25 protein-coding genes and 1 other RNA gene are annotated in these 17,417 nt (G+C 66.5%); 15 read left to right on the top strand and 11 right to left on the bottom strand.

The window, feature by feature from the left end:
• The first annotated feature begins 21 nt into the window (after positions 1-21).
• From V7E00_RS10065 to tatC, 3 genes are all read left to right on the top strand, one after another.
• On the top strand, positions 22-255 hold the full coding sequence (locus V7E00_RS10065) for a twin-arginine translocase TatA/TatE family subunit (protein ID WP_333572529.1): 234 nt from the start codon (positions 22-24) through the stop codon (positions 253-255).
• A gap of 99 nt (positions 256-354) precedes the next feature.
• The gene (tatB, locus tag V7E00_RS10060) at positions 355-798 is read left to right on the top strand and encodes a Sec-independent protein translocase protein TatB (RefSeq protein WP_333572528.1); all 444 of its coding nucleotides are present in this window, start codon (positions 355-357) and stop codon (positions 796-798) included.
• Positions 795-1,577, top strand: coding sequence for a twin-arginine translocase subunit TatC (gene tatC / locus V7E00_RS10055; protein WP_333572527.1), 783 nt, complete (start codon positions 795-797; stop codon positions 1,575-1,577). The genes tatB and tatC overlap by 4 nt, the downstream gene beginning before the upstream one ends.
• A 45-nt stretch (positions 1,578-1,622) precedes the next feature.
• Here tatC and V7E00_RS10050 read toward each other — a convergent pair whose 3' ends face one another.
• The 3 genes from V7E00_RS10050 to V7E00_RS10040 form a co-directional block, all read right to left on the bottom strand.
• A complete protein-coding gene (locus V7E00_RS10050; protein WP_066720432.1) occupies positions 1,623-1,757 on the bottom strand; it encodes an entericidin A/B family lipoprotein in 135 nt (44 codons plus the stop codon).
• A 268-nt stretch (positions 1,758-2,025) separates the two neighbouring features.
• Positions 2,026-3,594 carry a sensor histidine kinase gene (locus tag V7E00_RS10045; protein WP_333572526.1) on the bottom strand — a complete coding sequence of 523 codons (1,569 nt, stop codon included), beginning with the start codon at positions 3,592-3,594 and terminating at the stop codon, positions 2,026-2,028.
• Between the two features lie 12 nt (positions 3,595-3,606).
• Positions 3,607-3,813 (bottom strand): NepR family anti-sigma factor, encoded by a 207-nt coding sequence (locus V7E00_RS10040; protein WP_333572525.1) that lies wholly within the window; start codon positions 3,811-3,813, stop codon positions 3,607-3,609.
• Positions 3,814-4,048: 235 nt separating this feature from the next.
• On the opposite strand from V7E00_RS10040, the gene V7E00_RS10035 reads away from it, so the two are divergent.
• From V7E00_RS10035 to V7E00_RS09995, 9 genes are all read left to right on the top strand, one after another.
• The gene (locus V7E00_RS10035; protein WP_333572524.1) at positions 4,049-4,846 is read left to right on the top strand and encodes a response regulator; all 798 of its coding nucleotides are present in this window, start codon (positions 4,049-4,051) and stop codon (positions 4,844-4,846) included.
• Between the two features lie 65 nt (positions 4,847-4,911).
• On the top strand, positions 4,912-5,049 hold the full coding sequence (locus V7E00_RS10030; RefSeq protein ID WP_175488055.1) for a hypothetical protein: 138 nt from the start codon (positions 4,912-4,914) through the stop codon (positions 5,047-5,049).
• A gap of 96 nt (positions 5,050-5,145) precedes the next feature.
• Positions 5,146-5,796, top strand: a complete 651-nt coding sequence (locus V7E00_RS10025; RefSeq protein ID WP_333572523.1) for a sigma-70 family RNA polymerase sigma factor — start codon at positions 5,146-5,148, stop codon at positions 5,794-5,796.
• An 89-nt stretch (positions 5,797-5,885) separates the two neighbouring features.
• Positions 5,886-6,014 carry a hypothetical protein gene (locus tag V7E00_RS10020; RefSeq protein ID WP_333572522.1) on the top strand — a complete coding sequence of 43 codons (129 nt, stop codon included), beginning with the start codon at positions 5,886-5,888 and terminating at the stop codon, positions 6,012-6,014.
• 60 nt (positions 6,015-6,074) lie between these two features.
• Positions 6,075-6,172, top strand: an RNA gene (gene ffs / locus V7E00_RS10015) — signal recognition particle sRNA small type.
• An 89-nt stretch (positions 6,173-6,261) separates the two neighbouring features.
• Positions 6,262-7,092 carry a CPBP family intramembrane glutamic endopeptidase gene (locus V7E00_RS10010; RefSeq protein ID WP_333572521.1) on the top strand — a complete coding sequence of 277 codons (831 nt, stop codon included), beginning with the start codon at positions 6,262-6,264 and terminating at the stop codon, positions 7,090-7,092.
• An 11-nt stretch (positions 7,093-7,103) separates the two neighbouring features.
• The gene (locus V7E00_RS10005) at positions 7,104-8,765 is read left to right on the top strand and encodes a DNA polymerase III subunit gamma/tau (RefSeq protein WP_333572520.1); all 1,662 of its coding nucleotides are present in this window, start codon (positions 7,104-7,106) and stop codon (positions 8,763-8,765) included.
• Positions 8,762-9,085: a YbaB/EbfC family nucleoid-associated protein gene (locus V7E00_RS10000; protein WP_333572519.1), complete on the top strand. Its 324-nt coding sequence runs from the start codon at positions 8,762-8,764 to the stop codon at positions 9,083-9,085. Before V7E00_RS10005 ends, V7E00_RS10000 begins: the two co-directional genes overlap by 4 nt.
• A 71-nt stretch (positions 9,086-9,156) precedes the next feature.
• A complete protein-coding gene (locus V7E00_RS09995; RefSeq protein ID WP_333572518.1) occupies positions 9,157-9,417 on the top strand; it encodes a hypothetical protein in 261 nt (86 codons plus the stop codon).
• A gap of 136 nt (positions 9,418-9,553) precedes the next feature.
• Here the strand turns inward: V7E00_RS09995 and mtgA are convergent, their stop codons facing one another.
• The 3 genes from mtgA to V7E00_RS09980 form a co-directional block, all read right to left on the bottom strand.
• Positions 9,554-10,297 carry a monofunctional biosynthetic peptidoglycan transglycosylase gene (gene mtgA, locus V7E00_RS09990; RefSeq protein ID WP_333572517.1) on the bottom strand — a complete coding sequence of 248 codons (744 nt, stop codon included), beginning with the start codon at positions 10,295-10,297 and terminating at the stop codon, positions 9,554-9,556.
• A gap of 63 nt (positions 10,298-10,360) precedes the next feature.
• The gene (gene rpoH / locus V7E00_RS09985; RefSeq protein WP_333572516.1) at positions 10,361-11,266 is read right to left on the bottom strand and encodes an RNA polymerase sigma factor RpoH; all 906 of its coding nucleotides are present in this window, start codon (positions 11,264-11,266) and stop codon (positions 10,361-10,363) included.
• A 57-nt stretch (positions 11,267-11,323) separates the two neighbouring features.
• On the bottom strand, positions 11,324-12,280 hold the full coding sequence (locus V7E00_RS09980) for an RluA family pseudouridine synthase (RefSeq protein WP_333572515.1): 957 nt from the start codon (positions 12,278-12,280) through the stop codon (positions 11,324-11,326).
• A gap of 54 nt (positions 12,281-12,334) precedes the next feature.
• Here V7E00_RS09980 and V7E00_RS09975 point away from each other — a divergent pair, with 54 nt between their 5' ends.
• Positions 12,335-12,700 carry a M67 family metallopeptidase gene (locus tag V7E00_RS09975; protein ID WP_333572514.1) on the top strand — a complete coding sequence of 122 codons (366 nt, stop codon included), beginning with the start codon at positions 12,335-12,337 and terminating at the stop codon, positions 12,698-12,700.
• 13 nt (positions 12,701-12,713) lie between these two features.
• Here V7E00_RS09975 and V7E00_RS09970 read toward each other — a convergent pair whose 3' ends face one another.
• Positions 12,714-13,427, bottom strand: a complete 714-nt coding sequence (locus V7E00_RS09970) for a hypothetical protein (RefSeq protein WP_333572513.1) — start codon at positions 13,425-13,427, stop codon at positions 12,714-12,716.
• A 268-nt stretch (positions 13,428-13,695) separates the two neighbouring features.
• On the bottom strand, positions 13,696-14,346 hold the full coding sequence (locus tag V7E00_RS09965) for a DsbA family oxidoreductase (RefSeq protein WP_333572512.1): 651 nt from the start codon (positions 14,344-14,346) through the stop codon (positions 13,696-13,698).
• Between the two features lie 133 nt (positions 14,347-14,479).
• Between V7E00_RS09965 and V7E00_RS09960 the strand changes: the two genes are divergently transcribed.
• Together V7E00_RS09960 and V7E00_RS09955 are read left to right on the top strand one after the other, a co-directional pair.
• Positions 14,480-14,623 (top strand): lmo0937 family membrane protein, encoded by a 144-nt coding sequence (locus V7E00_RS09960; protein WP_333572511.1) that lies wholly within the window; start codon positions 14,480-14,482, stop codon positions 14,621-14,623.
• Between the two features lie 235 nt (positions 14,624-14,858).
• Entirely contained in the window at positions 14,859-15,503 is a 645-nt protein-coding gene (locus V7E00_RS09955; protein ID WP_333572510.1) for a histidine phosphotransferase family protein, read from the top strand.
• Between the two features lie 7 nt (positions 15,504-15,510).
• Here V7E00_RS09955 and arsB read toward each other — a convergent pair whose 3' ends face one another.
• The 3 genes from arsB to V7E00_RS09940 are packed head-to-tail and all read right to left on the bottom strand — an operon-like array spanning position 15,511 to position 17,338.
• A complete protein-coding gene (gene arsB / locus V7E00_RS09950) occupies positions 15,511-16,569 on the bottom strand; it encodes an ACR3 family arsenite efflux transporter (RefSeq protein ID WP_333572509.1) in 1,059 nt (352 codons plus the stop codon).
• Positions 16,569-16,997, bottom strand: a complete 429-nt coding sequence (gene arsC, locus V7E00_RS09945) for an arsenate reductase (glutaredoxin) (protein ID WP_333572508.1) — start codon at positions 16,995-16,997, stop codon at positions 16,569-16,571. The genes arsB and arsC overlap by 1 nt, the downstream gene beginning before the upstream one ends.
• An 11-nt stretch (positions 16,998-17,008) precedes the next feature.
• Complete coding sequence (locus V7E00_RS09940; RefSeq protein ID WP_333572507.1) at positions 17,009-17,338, bottom strand: ArsR/SmtB family transcription factor; 330 nt, start codon at positions 17,336-17,338, stop codon at positions 17,009-17,011.
• Positions 17,339-17,417 lie beyond the last annotated feature (79 nt).

The following is a 17,417-nucleotide window of genomic DNA, read 5'->3' as shown; positions in this document are numbered from 1 at the left end:
GGGATATCAAGGAGAATTCTCATGGGTAGCTTCAGCCTGATGCACTGGCTGGTCGTCGGCATCATCGCCATCCTGCTGCTGGGCGGCGGCCGTTTCTCCAACATGATGGGCGACGTCGCCAAGGGCATCAAGAGCTTCAAGAAGGGCATGGCCGAGGACGACACCGTCACGCCGCCGACCCGCATCGAAGGAAAGGCCGCGCCTGAGCCCGGCTATACCCCCGAAGCCGAGCGCGCCCGCGAGGAGCAGCGCTAAGCCCGCCCTCGGGCGCCGGCCACGGGCCGGCAGCCCGGAGATTGATCGCAGTGTGCCGGAAGTTCCGGCACATGCCGTGCGAGTGGAAACGCCGAAAGAATGTTCGATATCGCGCCCAGCGAGTTCTTGCTCGTGGCCATCGTAGCCCTGGTATTCATCGGCCCAAAGGACCTGCCGCGGGCGATGCATTTCGTCGGCAAATGGATGGGCAAGGCACGCGGCGTCGCCCGCCAGTTCCGCTCGGGACTCGATTCAATGGTGCGCGAGGCCGAACTGGCCGAGCTGGAGAAGCAGTGGGCAGCGGAGAATGAGCGAATCATGCGCCAATACCCGCCGCATGCGCTGGCTGCGCCCGACGCGCATGCCACGCCCGCCGCGATCGAGCACCTGCCCCAGGATGGCACGACGGAGGACGACCAGGGTCCGGTGATGACGCCGAAGCCCGACATCCATCCCGATCCCGTGCCCGAGACAGTTTCAGCTGCCCAGCCGGCAACGACCGACGCCCGGCCGGTGCCGCCCGCAGGCGAGGTGCAGCCGTGAGCGAGATCGACGATACCCAGGCACCGCTGCTCGACCACCTGATCGAGCTGCGCCGTCGGCTGATCTGGTCGATCGTGTCGCTGCTCGTGGCGTTCGGCGGCTGCCTCTATTTCGCGCGCGGTATTCTCGGCTTCCTGGTGGCGCCGCTGAAGGCTGCCGGGCAGGTGAAGATCATCAACACCGAGATCTTCGGCGGCTTCCTGGTTGAAGTGAAGGTAGCGTTCTTCGCCGGACTGATGATCGCCTTCCCGGTGATTGCCAACCAGCTGTGGCAGTTCGTCGCCCCTGGACTGTATCGCCGCGAGAAGCAGGCGCTGCTGCCCTTCCTGCTGGCGACACCGGTGCTGTTCACCGCGGGCGCCGCGATGGCCTATTTCGTCGCGATCCCCGTCGCGCTGAAATTCCTGCTGGGCTTCCAGGGGCCGCTTGGCGGGGTCGTCCAGGAAGCGCTGCCGGACGTGAACAGCTACCTCAAGTTCATCATGCAGTTCATCTTCGGCTTCGGGCTGTCGTTCCTGCTGCCGGTGCTGCTGATGCTGCTCGAGCATGCGGGCATCGTCACCTATGAGCAGCTGAAGGGCGCGTGGCGCTATGCCATCGTGGCCGCCGTGGCGATCGCGGCGGTGTTGACGCCGCCGGATGTGGGCTCGCAGCTGCTGCTGGCCGGGCCGCTGGTGGGGCTGTACTTCCTGTCGCTGGTGGCGATCTACTTCACCCGGCGCCGCCGCGAGCGCAGCGCGGCAACCGATATCGACGGCGAGACCCAGTCCGCCGAATGAGCGATGCCCCCGCCGCAGGCATGCGGCAGGGGCGCGCTGAAATCCTTACTTGGATTTTTCGGCCGTGTTGGCGACCGTGTCGCCCGCCGAGGACACGTCCTTGCCGACGCCTTCCACGGTGTTGCAGGCGGCGATCAGCAGCGTGCCGGCAAGCGCGGCGCAGGCGATGAGTGTACGCATAGAACATCTCCTTCATTCCCCGTTGTACGGGACGGGAGGTTCAATGCTGCGCAGATGGAAACGTTCCTGCGGCGCATCGCTTAAGCGGGGCGCGACGTTCGATACCGAAGATGCTGGAACGTAGTAGGCCCGGAAGCGCCACCGGGGGGGGGAGGGTAGACGCTTCCGGGCCCATGTCGTGGATAGCGAGAGCGGGGGGGCAAAAGGTCACTATCCGAAGTTCAGAACGCCAATCTTGGCGGGTGGTTCCGGCGATCCCCGCAGATTTTTAGAAGCGGCCGTTGATCGCGATCGTCGTCTCGTAGGCGCCGACAAGCGGGTCATGGTGCAACTGGGTGCGCAGTTGCCGCGCGAGGCCCATCAACACCCGGCCATAGCGCTTCTCCACCAGACCCTCGAAGGTGGGGCCCCCGACCAGCGCAGGCGAGGAGACGCGCACCACCGCGCGGTCGCCGTTCTCGGGCGCCTTCATCGAGATTCGGATCTGCGCGGCCGGATTGCAGGTGATCGCCAGTTCGATCATCTCGGTCAGCAGGAACGCCACGGCGATTGCCACGTCCTGCGTGACGAGCAGCGATTCGACTTCCAGCGTGATGCCCAGCCCGCGCGCCTGCTCCGGCGCGGTGGCGCGCAGATTGGCGGCCAGTTCGCCGATCACCGAGCGCAGTTCCAGCCCGCGATTTTCCTCCATCTCGGCATAATGGTGGCGATGCACCACCGCGAGCGCATCGACGCGGCGCTGGATCGAGGCATAGGCGTTGGCTGCCTCCTCGCCCTTGGCGGCACGGGCGTGGAAGTTGATGAGGCTGGAGATGACCTGCAGGTTGTTCTTCACCCGGTGATGCACCTCGCGGGTGAGCCGCGTCTGCTGCACCAACCCCTTGGCAAGATCGGCCTCATGGGCCTGCACGGTGCGGCTGATCTCGCTGAACGTGTCGCCCAGCTCGCGGATCTCCTGCGCCGGGATGGGGCCCAGACGATCCGTGTCGATCACGTCCCCCGGCTGGTAATTGGCCACGCTGCTCCGCAGCCGCCGGAGCGGGCGGATCAGCAGGATGTCGACAACGAACCAGCCGATCGCGGCGGCGGCGATCCACATCAGCACCAGCAGCACCGTTGCGATAACCAGCGGCGAGGTGATCGGCGCGCCGGGCATCGTCGTCTCGAGCGCGAGATCGTCGACGCCCAGGTTGCTGCGCAGGCTCTTGCCGCGATCCAGTGGACCATTGTCCTTCAGCGCGCGCAGGGTCAGTCGATCGCCATGGCCGATCAGCGCCGCGCCATATTCTGGCACGAACCCGCTGGGGCGCGCGAGCCCGGCGAGCAGGTCGCGCGGGTAATAGGCAGTAGCGTTCGCGCCGCTGCCGCCGCTGATCCGCAGAAGGAGGCCACCGGGGACGATGCGCGCGGCCACGTCGCCGCGCGGGGCATCGAGCATTCCTGCCTGTTCGAAGGGACGGCCGCACAGCGTGCGCCCGCGGCTGTCGCGGACGACGAAATGCGCCTGTCCCTGTGCCGCATAGGTGCCGGCGAGGCGCGTGCAGCTGGGGGCATCCTCGGGATTGCGTTCAAGCGCAGCGAGCGCTTCGCCGAGTTGCGCGACGTGATTTGCAAGGAGATTTTCGAGATTGCCTGCGCTCTCCTGCGCAGTGACGCTCAGCCGCTCGCGCGCTTCGTCGTCGGCGCTGCGCGTCGTCTGCAGCGTCGTGAACAGCGCAATCAGTGCCAGCGGCAGCAGCGCGCCGACCAGAATCAGGAATACCTTGGCGCCCGTGGGCAACCGCCCGAGCGCCGCCGAGAAACCTCGGCCGCGGAGTGGGGAATCCAGGCCGTTCATGCGAGGATTCGTTTAATCGAGCTTCTTCAACAGGTCGAGCAGATCATCCGGCACGGATTCGTTCAGCGTTTCGTCATATGCGCGGCGCAATACGTCCCCCACGTCGGCGTTGGGACGCGGCTTCTTGTCGCCTCCCTGCTCCGGCTTCGGCTGCTTGCCCTGATCATCTTTAGCGGAATGCACCAATTCCCCCTCAAGGGTCCGGAAATGTCCGGACACCCGGACGTATGAACGACGTGACCGCTACCGCGAATACCGCGAACGACGCCGAGTGCAAGCACCCGGCGTCGCGGCAGCCATTCACGCGGTCCGGACGATGAAACCAAAGAGCGCCTCGATTGTTCCACCATCGATGCGAAATCCGGGGAGGGGCTTCTTCGGGTGACGGAATCAATTGAAATAAGGCCCGCCGGGGGCGACAAGGCTCCCGCACTCGATGGAGAATACACAGCTCATGTCGCTTGGTCAGCAACTCGCGCCGCACCTTCCGCTCCTGCGTCGCTATGCCCGTGCGCTCACCGGCAACCAGGGCGAAGGCGATCGTTATGTCCGCGCCGCCCTGGAGGCAATCGTGGAGGCCCCGGATCAGTTCCCCCGCGATGTCGACGCGCGGCTCGGTCTGTATCGCACCTTCCAGGTCATCTGGCAGTCGAGCCAGTGGGATGACAGCATCGATGCCGTCGAGCAGGGCAACGACGCCGAGTCGATTGCGCGCAAGCGGCTTGCCCGCCTCACGCCGCTGTCGCGCCAGGCGCTGCTGCTGACGACGGTGGAAGGCTTCCCGCCCGAGGATGCGGCGTATCTGATCGGCGAGGAAACGGCGCGCGTTTCCGAGCTCGTGGCAGAGGCGGTTTCCGAAATCGAGCGCCAGACCCGCACCCGCGTGATGATCATCGAGGACGAGCCGCTGATCGCGATGGACCTCGAGCAGATCGTCCGCGACCTGGGTCATGACGTGACCGGCGTCGCCGTCACGCGCGACGAGGCGGTGGCGCTGGCGATGGAGGATCGGCCGGGCCTGGTGCTCGCCGACATCCAGCTGGCCGACGACAGCTCGGGCATCGACGCGGTGAAGGACATCCTCGCCGAATTCGCGGTGCCGGTGATCTTCATCACTGCCTTCCCGGAGCGACTGCTCACCGGCGAACGCCCCGAGCCCACCTTCCTGATCACCAAGCCGTTCCAGCGGGAAACGGTGAAGGCAACGATCAGCCAGGCGCTGTTCTTCGACGAAGCGACCGTGCCTGCCTGAACGAGAAAATGAGGCGGGTTCCACCCGGTACGGACCCTAAACGGTTTTCGTGTGTTTAGCATGTCATGGCTGAGCAAGATGAACCCGCCTCCCTCTCCACGGATCGTGCCCGCGCCGGCACTACCCCGGGAGTGGCGCGCTATGTGCTGATCATCGGCACCCTGCTGGTCATTGTGATTTTTGCTGTTATCTTGTTGGTTTGACGCGAAATGCTTCACAGCACGATGCTTGACATCAAGCCGTCCGACCCCAGCTTGACAACGAACCGCGACGCCCAGCGCGCTAACGAACGGGATTGCATGACGGAAGCTACCCACACGGATCACGACGAGCCGGGCGCGACTGCGGCCCCGGTGGAACATGTTTCGCTGTCGGATCCCGAGTTCAAGACGCAGCTGGCCCAGGTCATTCCGCACCTGCGCGCCTTCGGTCGTTCGCTGTCGGGCAGCCGCGACCTCGCCGACGACCTGGTGCAGGAAACGCTGCTTAAGGCATGGGCGGCGCGCAAGCGCTTCCAGGCCGGCACCAACATGCGTGCCTGGACCTTCATCATCCTGCGCAACCTCTATCTCAGCCAGATGCGCCGCGCGCGCTTCAAGGGCGAGTGGGACGATCTCGTCGCCGATCGGCTGCTGGCCGCGCCGGCAAGCCAGGATCGCCACGTAGAGCTGGCGGACATGCAGCGCGCGCTGCTCCATCTGCCGCAGCCGCAGCGCGAGGCGCTGATCCTGGTCGGCGCGGGCGGCTTCGCCTATGAGGAAGCGGCCGAAATCTGCCAGGTGGCGGTGGGCACCATCAAGAGCCGTGTCGCCCGCGGCCGCGTGGCGCTGGAAGCGCTGATGTCCGAAGGGCAGCTGCCGTCGCGACGCTCGACTGCGCTCAACGAGGACGGGCGTACCGCGCTCGACACGATCATGGGCGAAGTGGACGATCTCAGCCGCGAACGCTGAGGCGGTCGTCCACGGGCCTGTGGACATTCCCTATCGTGGCCGCAAGCACATCGTGAAAACCTGCCCTTCCTTGCAGGAGGGCAGGTTTCATGCGTCTCGATCGTTCCAGTCATCGTCAATCGGGCTTCGGGCCCACAGCGGCAAGCGCGATCGCGCTGATCGCCATGGTGGCCATGCTGTGGCTCGTGCTGTGGAAGCTGTTCCAGGTCACCGGCTGAGCGGCACGTCACCCCCTGAAATCGGCCCTTGCCACCCGCGGCGGCTTCCCCCATATGCGCCGCGGGAGTCGGGCGGACGGGATCGTCGCCAACCCGGTCAGGTCCGGAAGGAAGCAGCCGTAACGATTTCGTCCCGGGTCGTTCCGGCTCCCACCCATCACCCCACATCGCTGGATCCGTGAAGCTCCCGATGGCGCGCGTGCGTGCCCCGGGCGAAAAGCCGTGCATGCAGGGCAAAGGAGCGGGCATGCGGCGTGCGGGCGAGATCGGGCTGTTCCTGTTGGTGGCCTTCGGCATTTCCTGGGCCGTGTGGCTCCCGATGGCCCTGCGCGGCGTGATCGTGCGGCCGGGCATGCTGCCCACCCATTTTGCCGGGCTGCTGGGGCCGTGGATTGCGGGGGCGGTGTGCATGTTGGCAACCGCGCGCAGGGCCGCGCGCGCCGAGTGGTTGCGCCGGCTGATCCGCCTGCCCGGCGGCGTGTGGGGCTGGCTGCTCGCGCTGATGCCGCTTCTGTCCATCGCCGGCTTTTGCGGCGGAGCGGCGCTGATCGGCCGGCCGGTGCACCTCGAGTCGCTCGAACGGTTCAGCGGATTGCCCGTCCTCTCGCCGCCGCTGCTGGTCGCCATCGTGTTTCTGGTGAACGGCTATGGCGAGGAAGCGGGCTGGCGAGGCTATCTCCTGCCGCGGCTGCAGGCGTGGTTCGGCCCGGTGCGCGGCGTGCTGGCGCAGGCGGCGATCTGGATCGTCTGGCATGCGCCGCTGTTCTGGATCGTCGCGACCTATCGCGGCATGGGCGCGGGCATGCTGATATTCGGCTTCGGACTGGGGCTGGTCCTGGGCGGCTTCGTGCTCGCGCAGGTGACCACGGCTGCACGGGGAAGCGTGCTGGCGGCTGCCTTGTGGCACATGGGCTATAATTTCGGCACCGCGACCGAGGGCGGGGCACTGCTTCAGTCCGGCCTCTCCGCGATCGTGATGACCTGGGGCGGGGCGCTGCTGCTCTGGGCGCTGGTTTCGCCCGCCGGTCGTCGGGCGATCACCGTGCCGGACTTCGACAAACGCCGCGCGGCCCCCTAGATAGGTGCGTGATGTCCGATTCCCTGCTTGGCCTTGAAGAACCGCCGCAGCCCGCAAAGGCGGAAGCCTATCGCGTGCTCGCCCGCAAATACCGGCCGCAGACGTTCAGCGCGCTGATCGGCCAGGATGCGATGGTCACCACGCTGGGCAACGCGATTCGGCGAGACCGGCTGGCCCACGCCTTCCTGCTGACCGGCGTGCGCGGCGTGGGCAAGACCTCTACCGCCCGGCTGATCGCCAAGGCGCTCAACTGCATCGGCCCGGACGGGCAGGGCGGCCCGACGATCGATCCGTGCGGCGTGTGCGAGCCCTGCCGCGCGATTGCCGAGGGGCGCCATATCGACGTGATCGAGATGGACGCCGCCAGCCACACCGGCGTCGACGACGTGCGCGAGATCATCGAGGCGTCGCGCTACGCCGCGGTTTCGGCGCGCTACAAGATCTACATCATCGACGAAGTCCACATGCTGTCCAAGAACGCGTTCAACGCGCTTCTGAAGACGCTGGAGGAGCCGCCCGGGCATGTGAAATTCCTGTTCGCGACCACGGAAGTGAACAAGGTGCCGGTGACAGTGCTGTCGCGCTGCCAGCGTTTCGACCTGCGCCGCATCCCGGCCGAGCTGCTCGCCGAGCATTTCGCGCGCGTGTGCGAAGCCGAACATGTCGAGGCCGAAGCCGAGGCGCTGGCGCTGGTCGCCCGCGCGGCCGAAGGCTCGGCGCGCGACGGCCTCTCGATCCTCGACCAGGCCATCGCGCATGCCGGGCTGGAAGGCGAGGGTGTGAAGGCGGAAGCCGTGCGCCAGATGCTCGGCCTGTCCGATCGCGGCGCCAATCGCGATCTGTTCGGCACGCTGGTCGAGGGGCAGGCGCAGAAGGCGCTCGCTGGCCTGCGGGCGCAATATGATCTGGGCGTCGATCCGCTGGCGGTGCTGCGCGCGCTGCTGGAGACGGTGCACGGCGTGACCCTCGTTAAGCTCGGCACCCACCGGCTTTCCGGCCAGTCGACCGAGGAACGCGAGGCGATGGAAGCCTGGGCGAGCCGACTGTCCTTCCCGGCGCTGCACCGGCTGTGGCAGCTGCTGCTGCGCGGGCATGACGAAGTCGCCAAGGCGGCGCTGCCGATCGAAGCGACCGAGATGGCGCTGCTGCGGGTGATCCATGCCGCCCAGCTGCCGGATCCGGGCGAGCTGGCGAAGCAGATCCTGAGCGGCACCATTGCGGTGCCTGCGGGGGCGCCTGCCGCCGCTGCGCCGGCCGTGGTCACCGCACCCGCGCCTGCGACGGTGCAGGAAACCGGGCCGGTGCTGCCGACCAACCTGAGCGAGCTGGCCGAGCATCTGGAGGAACATCGCCGCCTTCAGCTCGCGATGTTCGTGCGCGATTACATGCGCCCGGTGCGGTTCGAGGGCAGCGAGATCGATTTCGGCGCAGCGCGGCCGCTGCCGCAGGACTTCGTGCGCGAACTGGGCGGCGCGCTGAAGGACAGCACGGGCGTGCATTGGAAGATTACCCTCGTCGACGGCGCCACGGCGATGACGCTGCGCGAGGAACAGGCGGCGAAGGAAGCGGCCGAGCGCGAGGCAGTGCTCGCCTCGCCGATCGTCGCCGCCGCGATTGCCGCTTTTCCAGATGCCGAGTTGATCGGCTGGACCAAGACCGGGAGTGACGGATGAAGAGTCTCGAAGATATCATGGCCATGGCGCAGAACGTGCAGGCCGAACTCACCAAGGCGCAGGCGAGCCTCGATTCGGTTGAGGTCGAGGGCGTCTCGGGCGGCGGGCTCGTCAAGGTGACGGCCAGCGCCAAGGGGCGCATCATCGGCATCGCGATCGACGATTCGCTGGTCAACGCCGCCGAGAAGGCGATGCTGGAGGATCTGCTGGTCGCCGCGTTCAACGATGCGCGGGTCAAGGCCGATGCCGCTTCGTCGGAAGCGATGAGCAAGATGACCAGCGGCCTGCCGCTGCCGCCGGGCTTCAAGCTCCCGTTCTGAGACAATAGGTTAGGGAACCAGAAGTTCGTCCCCTCGGTTGCTGTCGCCAGTATAACCGAGGAGAGACGATCATGGCCGAACGTATCGTTGAAGACGGTGTGGCGACCGACCGCGCGACCCACACCACGGTGATCGAGCGCCGCAGCGGGGGCGGTGCCGGCATGGCGCTGATCGGCCTCGCCGTACTGATCGCGGTGGTGGTCGGCGCCTTCTACCTGTTCAACCAGAATGCCCGCGAGAACGCCAAAACCAACGCGGTGACCAGCGCCGCGAGCAGCGTCGGCGATGCCGCGAAGGATGTCGGGGACGCGGCCAAGGACGCGGCGAAGTAAGCCCCTCTAAACTCCCCTCCCGCTTGCGGGAGGGGCTGGGGGAGGGGCTGACGTGGTAGAAGCGCTGCTAAGTTTCAGCCCCTCCCCCCGACCCCTCCCGCAAGCGGGAGGGGAGCGCAGGAGCCGAAGCGTCCGCTCACTTCAAACACCGATCCAGCCCGTTCCCCGCAACCACGTTGATCCGGGCATTGATCTTATTGCCATAGCGCCGGGTGAACCCGCGCGGGTCGATCGCCGCGCGCTTCTTGGGCAGCGGCAGCACCGCGGCGATCAGCGCCGCCTCGCGGTCCGAGAGCTGCGACGCGTCGTGGTGGAAGTAGCGCTGCGCCCCGGCATTTACGCCGTAGGTGCCGATGCCGGTCTCGGCGACGTTGAGGTACACCTCCATGATCCGCCGCTTGCCCCAGATATTCTCGATCAGCACCGTAAAGTATGCTTCGAGACCTTTCCGGAAATAGCCGCCGCCCTGCCACAGGAAAACGTTCTTGGCGGTCTGCTGGCTAATCGTCGAGCCGCCGCGAATCTTGTGATTGCCCTGCGCATTGCGCTGATAGGCCTTCTCGATCGCCGCGAAATCAAAGCCGTTATGCTGGCAGAAGCGTGAATCCTCGGCGGCGATCACTGCGCGCGCCATGCTCGGGTCCACCCGGTTGAGGCTCATCCAGTCCTTGGTCACGCCGTGCCCGCCAAACACGTCCCCGATCATCGTCCAGGTGATCGGCGGGGGCACGAAGCGATAGACCGTCACCATCAGCAGCGACAGCAGCACGAAGCCGAGAACGAGTTGGAACCCCAGCACGAACAGCCGGCGCCACCAGGGCTTGCGCGGGCGGGCCGAAGAGCGGCGGGGGGAGGAGGGGCGGACGCGATTCTTGCTCACGCACCCGCCATGCCCCAGCCGGGGCGGTTCCTGCAATCACCTGGCAGGAACCGCGCGCCGGGATCAGTGGGTGGCGAGCAGGCGGCGGTCGCCTGCGAGGCGCATCATCGCCTTTTGCAGCTTCTCGAACGCACGCACCTCGATCTGGCGGACGCGCTCACGCGACACGCCATAGACCTGGCTCAGTTCCTCGAGCGTCTTGGGATCGTCGGTCAGGCGACGCTCGGTGAGGATGTGCTTCTCGCGCTCGTTCAGGTCTTCCATCGCCGAGACGAGCATGTCGTGGCGGACGTCCGCCTCCTGCGCCTCGGCAACGGCCTCGTCCTGCAGCGGGCCTTCATCGGCCAGCCAGTCCTGCCACTGGCTCTCGCCATCCTCGCGCATCGGCACGTTGAGCGAGGTGTCGCCGCCCATCGCCATGCGGCGGTTCATCGAGGTGACCTCGTCCTCGGTCACGCCCAAATCGGTGGCGATCTTGGCCAGGTTCTCGGGGGAAAGGTCGCCATCCTCGAACGCGTCGAGCTTGGCCTTCATCCGGCGCAGGTTGAAGAACAGCTTCTTCTGCGCGGCGGTGGTGCCCATCTTCACCAGCGACCAGCTGCGCAGGATGAATTCCTGGATCGAGGCGCGAATCCACCACATCGCATAGGTGGCGAGGCGGAAGCCGCGATCGGGCTCGAACTTCTTCACGCCCTGCATCAGGCCGATATTGCCCTCGGAGATCAGCTCGGACACCGGCAGGCCATAGCCGCGATAGCCCATCGCGATCTTCGCCACGAGGCGAAGGTGCGAAGTGACCAGCTGCGCCGCCGCATCGGTGTCGCCATGTTCCTGGAACCGCTTGGCGAGCATATATTCCTGCTCGGGGCTCAGGATGGGGAATTTCTTGATCTCGGAAAGATAGCGATTGAGGCTGGCCTCGCCGCCGAGCGCCGGAATCGTCGCGGGGACGTTGCTGCCGGTAGCCATGATCGTTTCTCCCTTTCCTTCAGGCGCCCCTCCCACCGGGATGCGAGCGCCATAAACTCATACGATAAGCTGGTTGAACAGTTCCTGCATGTCTGCAGGCATTTCGCTATCGAACGACAAAGCGTTGCTTGTTATCGGGTGGATGAACCCGAGACGTGCCGCATGCAAGGCCTGGCGTTGGAAACCCAAGGTTGCCAGAAGTCCGCGATGGGTGGAACGCATACTTCCATATAGAGGGTCCCCGACGAGCGGGTGGCCCAGCGACGCCATATGAACCCGCACCTGATGTGTCCGGCCAGTTTCCAGCCTGCATTCTACATAGGTTGCATCGCGAAGTTCACGAATTTTGCGCCAATGGGTAATTGCATGCTTGCCATGACCCTCCGCACAGACCGCAATCTTCTTGCGATTGCTTGGCGAGCGGGCAAGCGGCGCGTTCACCGTGCCCTGGGCCAGCCGGAGCTTGCCGCCGGCGATCGCCTGATAGCGACGATCGATGGTGTGCGCCTTGAACTGGTGTGCAAGCCCCACATGCGCGGGATCGGTCTTGGCCGCGACCATCAGGCCCGAGGTGTCCTTGTCGATCCGGTGGACGATGCCAGGGCGCGCCACGCCGCCAATGCCGGAAAGCTGGCCGGCGCAGTGGTGGAGGAGGGCGTTGACCAAGGTGCCGTCGAGATTGCCCGCTGCCGGGTGGACGACGAGGCCCGCCGGCTTGTCGATCACGATCAGATGCTCGTCCTCGAACACCACCTGGAGCGGAATATCCTGCGCTTCGTTGTGCGCAGGCGCGGGATCTGGGACCACGACCTGGAAGATCGCCCCGCCGGTCGCCTTGCGCGCAGGATCCCGCGCGAGCATGCCATCCGGCCCGGTGACAGCGCCGGACGAGATCAGCGCTTTCACGCGTTCGCGCGACAGCGTTGGCAGCGCGTCGGTCAGGGCACGGTCCAGCCGCCAGCCATGCGCCTCGTCCGCGATCCGCGCTTCTAAGATGGAAACCCCCTGATTCATGTTTTACCGGAAATGGGCATGGGCGTTACGATTTCAAGATCTATACTGGCCGGTATGAAAAAAGCTTCCATGGCGGCCGCGCCGCGCGAGGCGTGCGGGCTGTTGCTGGGGGCTGGACGAGAAATCGAACGCTTCACGGAATGTGCAAACGTTTCCGAAGTGCCCGAGATCCGGTTCGAGATCGAGCCCGCGGCGCTGTTCGCCGCGCTTCGGGCCGAACGGGCGGGCGGGCCGGCGGTACTTGGCTATTGGCACTCGCACCCGAGCGGCGATGCGACGCCCTCGCGTACCGATGCGGCCATGGCAGCACCGGACGGCAAGCTGTGGGTCATCCTGGGCGGCGGCGCAGTCACCTGCTGGCGGGCGGGCGCGGCCGGGCTCTGGGGCCGCTTCGCCGCCGAGGCGTGGACGATCGTCTAGCGAAAACAGGTGCTCAGACCGCGGTGCATTCAAGCTGCTCTTCCGCCGCGGCGCTTTCGTCCGCCCGGCCCGCCAGAAGCAGCCTGCCGCATTCGATCAGCTCGGCCAGATGGGCTGCATAATGGTAGCGGACCGTCGGGAAGCCCTCAGGGTGGAAGGCCCGGCGGCTGGGTCCGACATGCAGGAGGAAGCGGTTGGCTTCCGCCCGCTTGAGCAGGCGGCGGACATGCGGCTGCGAGACGGCGAAGCGCTGCGACAGCGCCGTCAACGGCACCGTCGCGCCCTCGATCGGCACGAAGCCTTCATCGGTGCAGGCGAGCGCCAGCGTGTGGAGGATGGCGCACCCGGCCAGCGGGTGCAGGAAGGAGGCGCGCAGGCTGGGGAAAGGGTCCGGCTCGCTTGCCAGCGCGTAGAGGCGGCAGGCCTGGATAGCGAGGAAATGCTGGTACATCCCCGGGTCGTCGAGCGCTGCGGGAACCGGGGCCAGCGCAGGGTCGAGCAGGGCGACCGGCTCCAGCGCCGCCTGAATGTGCCGGCACCAGGCCTTCTGAAAGGCGGGGGTGGTTCGATAGCAATGATCCGGCGCGGCTTCGAGCACGCCGATGTGGAGCATGAAGTCGATCAGTGCCGCGGCGCGATTGGCCGTCAGCAGGCCGGTTGCGGCGCAAATCTGCCGCAACAGCGTCAGGTTCAGGCCGCCGCGCGTATCAAGATAGGCAGCCGACATGGCCACGACATAATGGCCAGCATCCTTAAATACCGCCGCCAAGGTCTTGTCTTCACAGGCGACGGCAAGAATGTTGCTGGCGAAACGCCGTGCCGCGAAGCCAAAGTTGGGGTGCCCTGCGACCTCGACCCATCGCGGAGGCAATAGCTCCGGATTCGTTGTTGCCGCCTGAAGCACCGTCTTCGACCCCCCATGTACTAAACGCGCACTAGCACGTTACTTTTATAGGGAACAATTCGATTCCGTAACAAAAGCCGGGCGTAGCGTCTCACGCTGCTTCGGCTGCGATCTGGCGCAGCGCCTGCTCGAATGCCTCGGGCGGCTGCCCGCCCGAGATCAGGTAGCGCTGATCGATCACGATCGCGGGCACCGACTGGATTCCGCGCGATTGCCATAGCGCTTCTTCCGCGCGCACCGCGTCGGCATAGGTGCCCTCGTCGAAAACGCGGGCGGCTTCCGCAGGATCGAGCCCGGCCTGTTCGGCAGCGGCCAGCAGCACGGCCCGCGTTCCGGGGTTCTTGCCCTCGGTGAAATAGGCGGTGAACAGCGCAAGCTTGAGCGCCCGTTGGCCGCCCGCCAGCCCGGCCCAGTGGAGCAGGCGGTGCGCGTCGAAGGTGTTGTAGATGCGGGACTCGTCCCCCATCACCATGGTGAAGCCGAGCGCAGCGGCACGCTCGCGGATCATCGCGCGCGTGGTGGCGGACTGTTCGGGTGTGGCGCCGTATTTGCGGCCGATATGCTCGACGATGTTCTCGCCTTCGGGGGCCATGGCCGGGTTGAGCTCGAAGGGATGGAAGCGGATCTCCGCGGTTACCGCGTCCCCGGCGCGTGCCAGGGCTTCCTCCAGCCCCTTCAGGCCGATCACGCACCACGGGCACACGATGTCGGACACGAAGTCGATCGTCAGCATTCGGGGCATGGGCGTGCTCCTTGGGGTCCGGGTGCCGGGCTAGCCCAGCGCGAAGCATCTGAAAAGTCGAACATTACGGCGCGAGGCGGAACGATCGCGCCCCTCCTCACGTTGACCCGACCGACTTTCAGGGAGTGATGCAATGCTTTGGACGCTTGTCGTAATTCTGATCGTGCTGTGGCTGCTGGGCTTCTCGTTCCACATCGCCGGCGGCATCATCCACATCCTGCTGGTTATCGCGCTGGTCATCGGCCTGATCCAGCTCTTCACCGGCCGCAGAGTCTGACCAATGTCCGGCGGGGCGCCGATGCACCCCGCCGGACGACGCCGGACATGTACCGCCCGGCGACGATTTTCTGCCCCTCCGGCAAGCGCAGCGCTGCGACGCGTTTCGGCGTCGCCCCGGCGCCGCAATCCCGGTTCGTCCGACGCGGGACTCCGATCACGCGACGCGGGCGCCACGACTGCTTGCAGCTTCATGTCGGCTGCGCCAAAGGGGATCCACAGCTGGAGCCCGAAACTTGAATATCAGCCCTACCGAATTCGCGAGTCTGCTTTGTTCGCGCCTGTGCCATGACTTGTTGAGCCCCGTCGGGGCACTCAACAATGGCCTGGAACTGCTTGCAGACGAACATGATCCGGAGATGCGCGCCCGCTGCCTCGAGCTGCTGGCGGAGAGCGCCCGGGCGAGCGCCAACAAGCTGAAGTTCTTCCGCCTCGCCTTCGGGGCCGCAGGCGGATTCGGCGAGACGGTGGACACGCGCGAGGCGCAGGCCGCGCTGGAAGGGCTGTTCGGCGACAATCACCGCGTCAAGATCGGCTGGATGGTCGAGGAGCCGGTGATGGCCAAGCAGGCGATCAAGGTGCTGCTCAACCTGGCACTGATCGGCGGCGATGCGCTGGTCCGCGGCGGCCAGCTGGATATCGGCGCCGAAACCAATGAAGGCACGATCGAGATCGTGATCCGCGCCGACGGCCCCCGCATCGTGCTCGACCCCGAGCTGCGCGGCGCACTGGCCGGCGGCCGCGAAGAGACGCCGATCACGCCGCGCGCGGCGGCCGCTTTCCTGGCGCACGAGCTCGTTGTCCAGCATGGTGGCCAGCTGCAGGTCAGTCCGCCGGATTCCGAAGTCCTGCTGTTCGGCGCGTCCTTCCCGGTCGGCTGAGCGGGGCTCAGCCCCGCTCGTACCAGGCGCGCGTGCGCTGCACGATCGCGACGACCGAGAGCATCACCGGCACTTCGACCAGCACGCCCACCACGGTGGCGAGCGCCGCGCCCGAGCGCAGTCCGAACAGCGAGATGGCGGCGGCGACCGCCAGTTCGAAGAAGTTCGACGCGCCGATCAGCGCCGCCGGTGCCGCCACGCACCACGCCACGCCGAGCCGCCGCGACATCCAATAGGCGATGCCGGCGTTGAGATAGACCTGCACCAGAATCGGCACCGCGATGATCGCGATCACCAGCGGCTGGGCAAGGATCGCTGCGCCCTGGAAGCCGAACAGCAGCACCAGCGTCGCCAGCAGTGCGGCGAGCGACAGCGGTGCGAGGGTGCCGAGCAGCCGCTCCAGCCCTGCCTGGCCGCTACGCGCCAGCACCACGCGCCGCAGCAGCTGCGCCGCGATCACCGGCACCACGATGTAGAGCAGCACCGACAGCAGCAGCGTGTTCCACGGCACGCTGACTGAGGCGACGCCGAGCAGCAGCCCGACCAGTGGCGCGAACAGGAACACCATCAGCACGTCGTTGAGCGCGACGTGGGCAAGCGTGTAGTTCGGTTCCCCGTCGCACAGATTCGACCAGACGAAGACCATCGCGGTGCAGGGCGCGGCGGCAAGCAGGATCAATCCGGCGATATAGCTGCCGATCTGCTCCGCCGGCAGCAGCGGCGCGAAGAGGTGGGCGAGGAAGAAGGTGCCAAGCAGCGCCATCGAAAACGGCTTCACCGCCCAGTTGACGACCAGCGTCACGGCAACGCCCTTCCAGTGCCGGCGCACCGATCCGAGCGCGGCGAAATCGATCTTGAGCAACATCGGGATGATCATCAGCCAGATCAGCGCGGCAACGACGAGGTTGACCCGAGCGAACTCCGCTCCGGCGATCGCGGCGAAGGGACCTGGAAGGGCCTGGCCGAGCGCGATGCCGGCAATGATGCACAGCGCCACCCAGACCGAAAGATAGCGTTCGAATGTCCCCATGGGGGGGCGCGCGGGGGCAGGGGTCAGCGTCGCCATCAGCCGACCCTTGTGCCGGTAGAATCAATCACCCGTTCGCCGTCTTCCTTGGCGAAGGCGCCCTGTTGCGGCGCGGGCAGCAGGTCCAGCACCCGCTCCGAGGGGCGGCACAGGGCCACGCCCAGCGGAGTCACCACCAGGGGACGGTTGATCAGGATCGGGTGCGCCAGCATTGCATCGAGCAGCGCGTCGTCGTCCATCGTCGCGTCGTCGAGCCCGAGCGCCGCATAGGGCGTGCCCTTCTCGCGCAGCAGGTCGCGCGGGGTAAGCCCTGCGCGGGCAATCAGCTGGGCGAGCAGCGCACGGGCGGGCGGGGTCTTCAAATATTCGATCACATGCGGTTCGATGCCGGCATTGCGGATCATCGCCAGCGCGTTGCGCGAGGTGCCGCAGTCCGGATTGTGGTAGATCACGATATCGGTCGCCATGGCGGTTCCCTTCAGCAGCAGGTGAGTTCGGTGCGCAGCGGCTCGCACAACTCGGCGCGGCCTTCGCAGCAGTCGCGGGCGAGGAACACCATCAGTGCACGCAGCCGGTCGAGATCGGCATGCTGGACGAGATGGCGGCCCTGCTTCTCGGCGGTAACGAGGCCGGCGCGGGCGAGCACCGCCAGATGCGTGGAGAAAGTGCTCTGCGGCAGCCCGATCGCTTCGGCGAGCGCGCCGGTGGCAAGACCGTCGGGCGCATGGCGCACCAGCAGCCGGAAGGTTGCCAGCCGGGTGGGGTGGGCGAGGGCGGCGAGTGCCGCGAGGGCGTCCTGCTCGATCATGCATCGGTAATAACCGATGCGTCCGCCCGCCGCAACACCCATCGGTGAAACCCGATGGATGTCAGGCGGCGGCTAACCC

Origin of the sequence: Sphingomonas sp., assembly GCF_036731925.1 — a bacterium.
Lineage (GTDB): Bacteria > Pseudomonadota > Alphaproteobacteria > Sphingomonadales > Sphingomonadaceae > Sphingomonas.
This window is presented reverse-complemented; position numbering and strand designations above follow the sequence as displayed.

Excerpts from the sequence above, each read along its gene's own strand:
- V7E00_RS09970 (WP_333572513.1), bottom strand. The coding sequence starts at position 13,427 with ATGTCGGCTGCCTATCTTGATACGCGCGGCGGCCTGAACCTGACGCTG.
- V7E00_RS10025 (WP_333572523.1), top strand. The coding sequence starts at position 5,146 with ATGACGGAAGCTACCCACACGGATCACGACGAGCCGGGCGCGACTGCG.
- V7E00_RS10030 (WP_175488055.1), top strand. The coding sequence starts at position 4,912 with ATGGCTGAGCAAGATGAACCCGCCTCCCTCTCCACGGATCGTGCCCGC.
- rpoH (WP_333572516.1), bottom strand. The coding sequence starts at position 11,266 with ATGGCTACCGGCAGCAACGTCCCCGCGACGATTCCGGCGCTCGGCGGC.
- V7E00_RS10010 (WP_333572521.1), top strand. The coding sequence starts at position 6,262 with ATGCGGCGTGCGGGCGAGATCGGGCTGTTCCTGTTGGTGGCCTTCGGC.
- V7E00_RS10035 (WP_333572524.1), top strand. The coding sequence starts at position 4,049 with ATGTCGCTTGGTCAGCAACTCGCGCCGCACCTTCCGCTCCTGCGTCGC.
- V7E00_RS09995 (WP_333572518.1), top strand. The coding sequence starts at position 9,157 with ATGGCCGAACGTATCGTTGAAGACGGTGTGGCGACCGACCGCGCGACC.
- V7E00_RS10050 (WP_066720432.1), bottom strand. The coding sequence starts at position 1,757 with ATGCGTACACTCATCGCCTGCGCCGCGCTTGCCGGCACGCTGCTGATC.
- tatB (WP_333572528.1), top strand. The coding sequence starts at position 355 with ATGTTCGATATCGCGCCCAGCGAGTTCTTGCTCGTGGCCATCGTAGCC.
- V7E00_RS09965 (WP_333572512.1), bottom strand. The coding sequence starts at position 14,346 with ATGCCCCGAATGCTGACGATCGACTTCGTGTCCGACATCGTGTGCCCG.
- V7E00_RS10000 (WP_333572519.1), top strand. The coding sequence starts at position 8,762 with ATGAAGAGTCTCGAAGATATCATGGCCATGGCGCAGAACGTGCAGGCC.
- V7E00_RS09975 (WP_333572514.1), top strand. The coding sequence starts at position 12,335 with ATGAAAAAAGCTTCCATGGCGGCCGCGCCGCGCGAGGCGTGCGGGCTG.
- V7E00_RS10020 (WP_333572522.1), top strand. The coding sequence starts at position 5,886 with ATGCGTCTCGATCGTTCCAGTCATCGTCAATCGGGCTTCGGGCCCACA.
- V7E00_RS09940 (WP_333572507.1), bottom strand. The coding sequence starts at position 17,338 with ATGATCGAGCAGGACGCCCTCGCGGCACTCGCCGCCCTCGCCCACCCC.
- V7E00_RS09960 (WP_333572511.1), top strand. The coding sequence starts at position 14,480 with ATGCTTTGGACGCTTGTCGTAATTCTGATCGTGCTGTGGCTGCTGGGC.
- arsC (WP_333572508.1), bottom strand. The coding sequence starts at position 16,997 with ATGGCGACCGATATCGTGATCTACCACAATCCGGACTGCGGCACCTCG.
- V7E00_RS10045 (WP_333572526.1), bottom strand. The coding sequence starts at position 3,594 with ATGAACGGCCTGGATTCCCCACTCCGCGGCCGAGGTTTCTCGGCGGCG.
- V7E00_RS10065 (WP_333572529.1), top strand. The coding sequence starts at position 22 with ATGGGTAGCTTCAGCCTGATGCACTGGCTGGTCGTCGGCATCATCGCC.
- arsB (WP_333572509.1), bottom strand. The coding sequence starts at position 16,569 with ATGGCGACGCTGACCCCTGCCCCCGCGCGCCCCCCCATGGGGACATTC.
- V7E00_RS10005 (WP_333572520.1), top strand. The coding sequence starts at position 7,104 with ATGTCCGATTCCCTGCTTGGCCTTGAAGAACCGCCGCAGCCCGCAAAG.
- V7E00_RS09980 (WP_333572515.1), bottom strand. The coding sequence starts at position 12,280 with ATGAATCAGGGGGTTTCCATCTTAGAAGCGCGGATCGCGGACGAGGCG.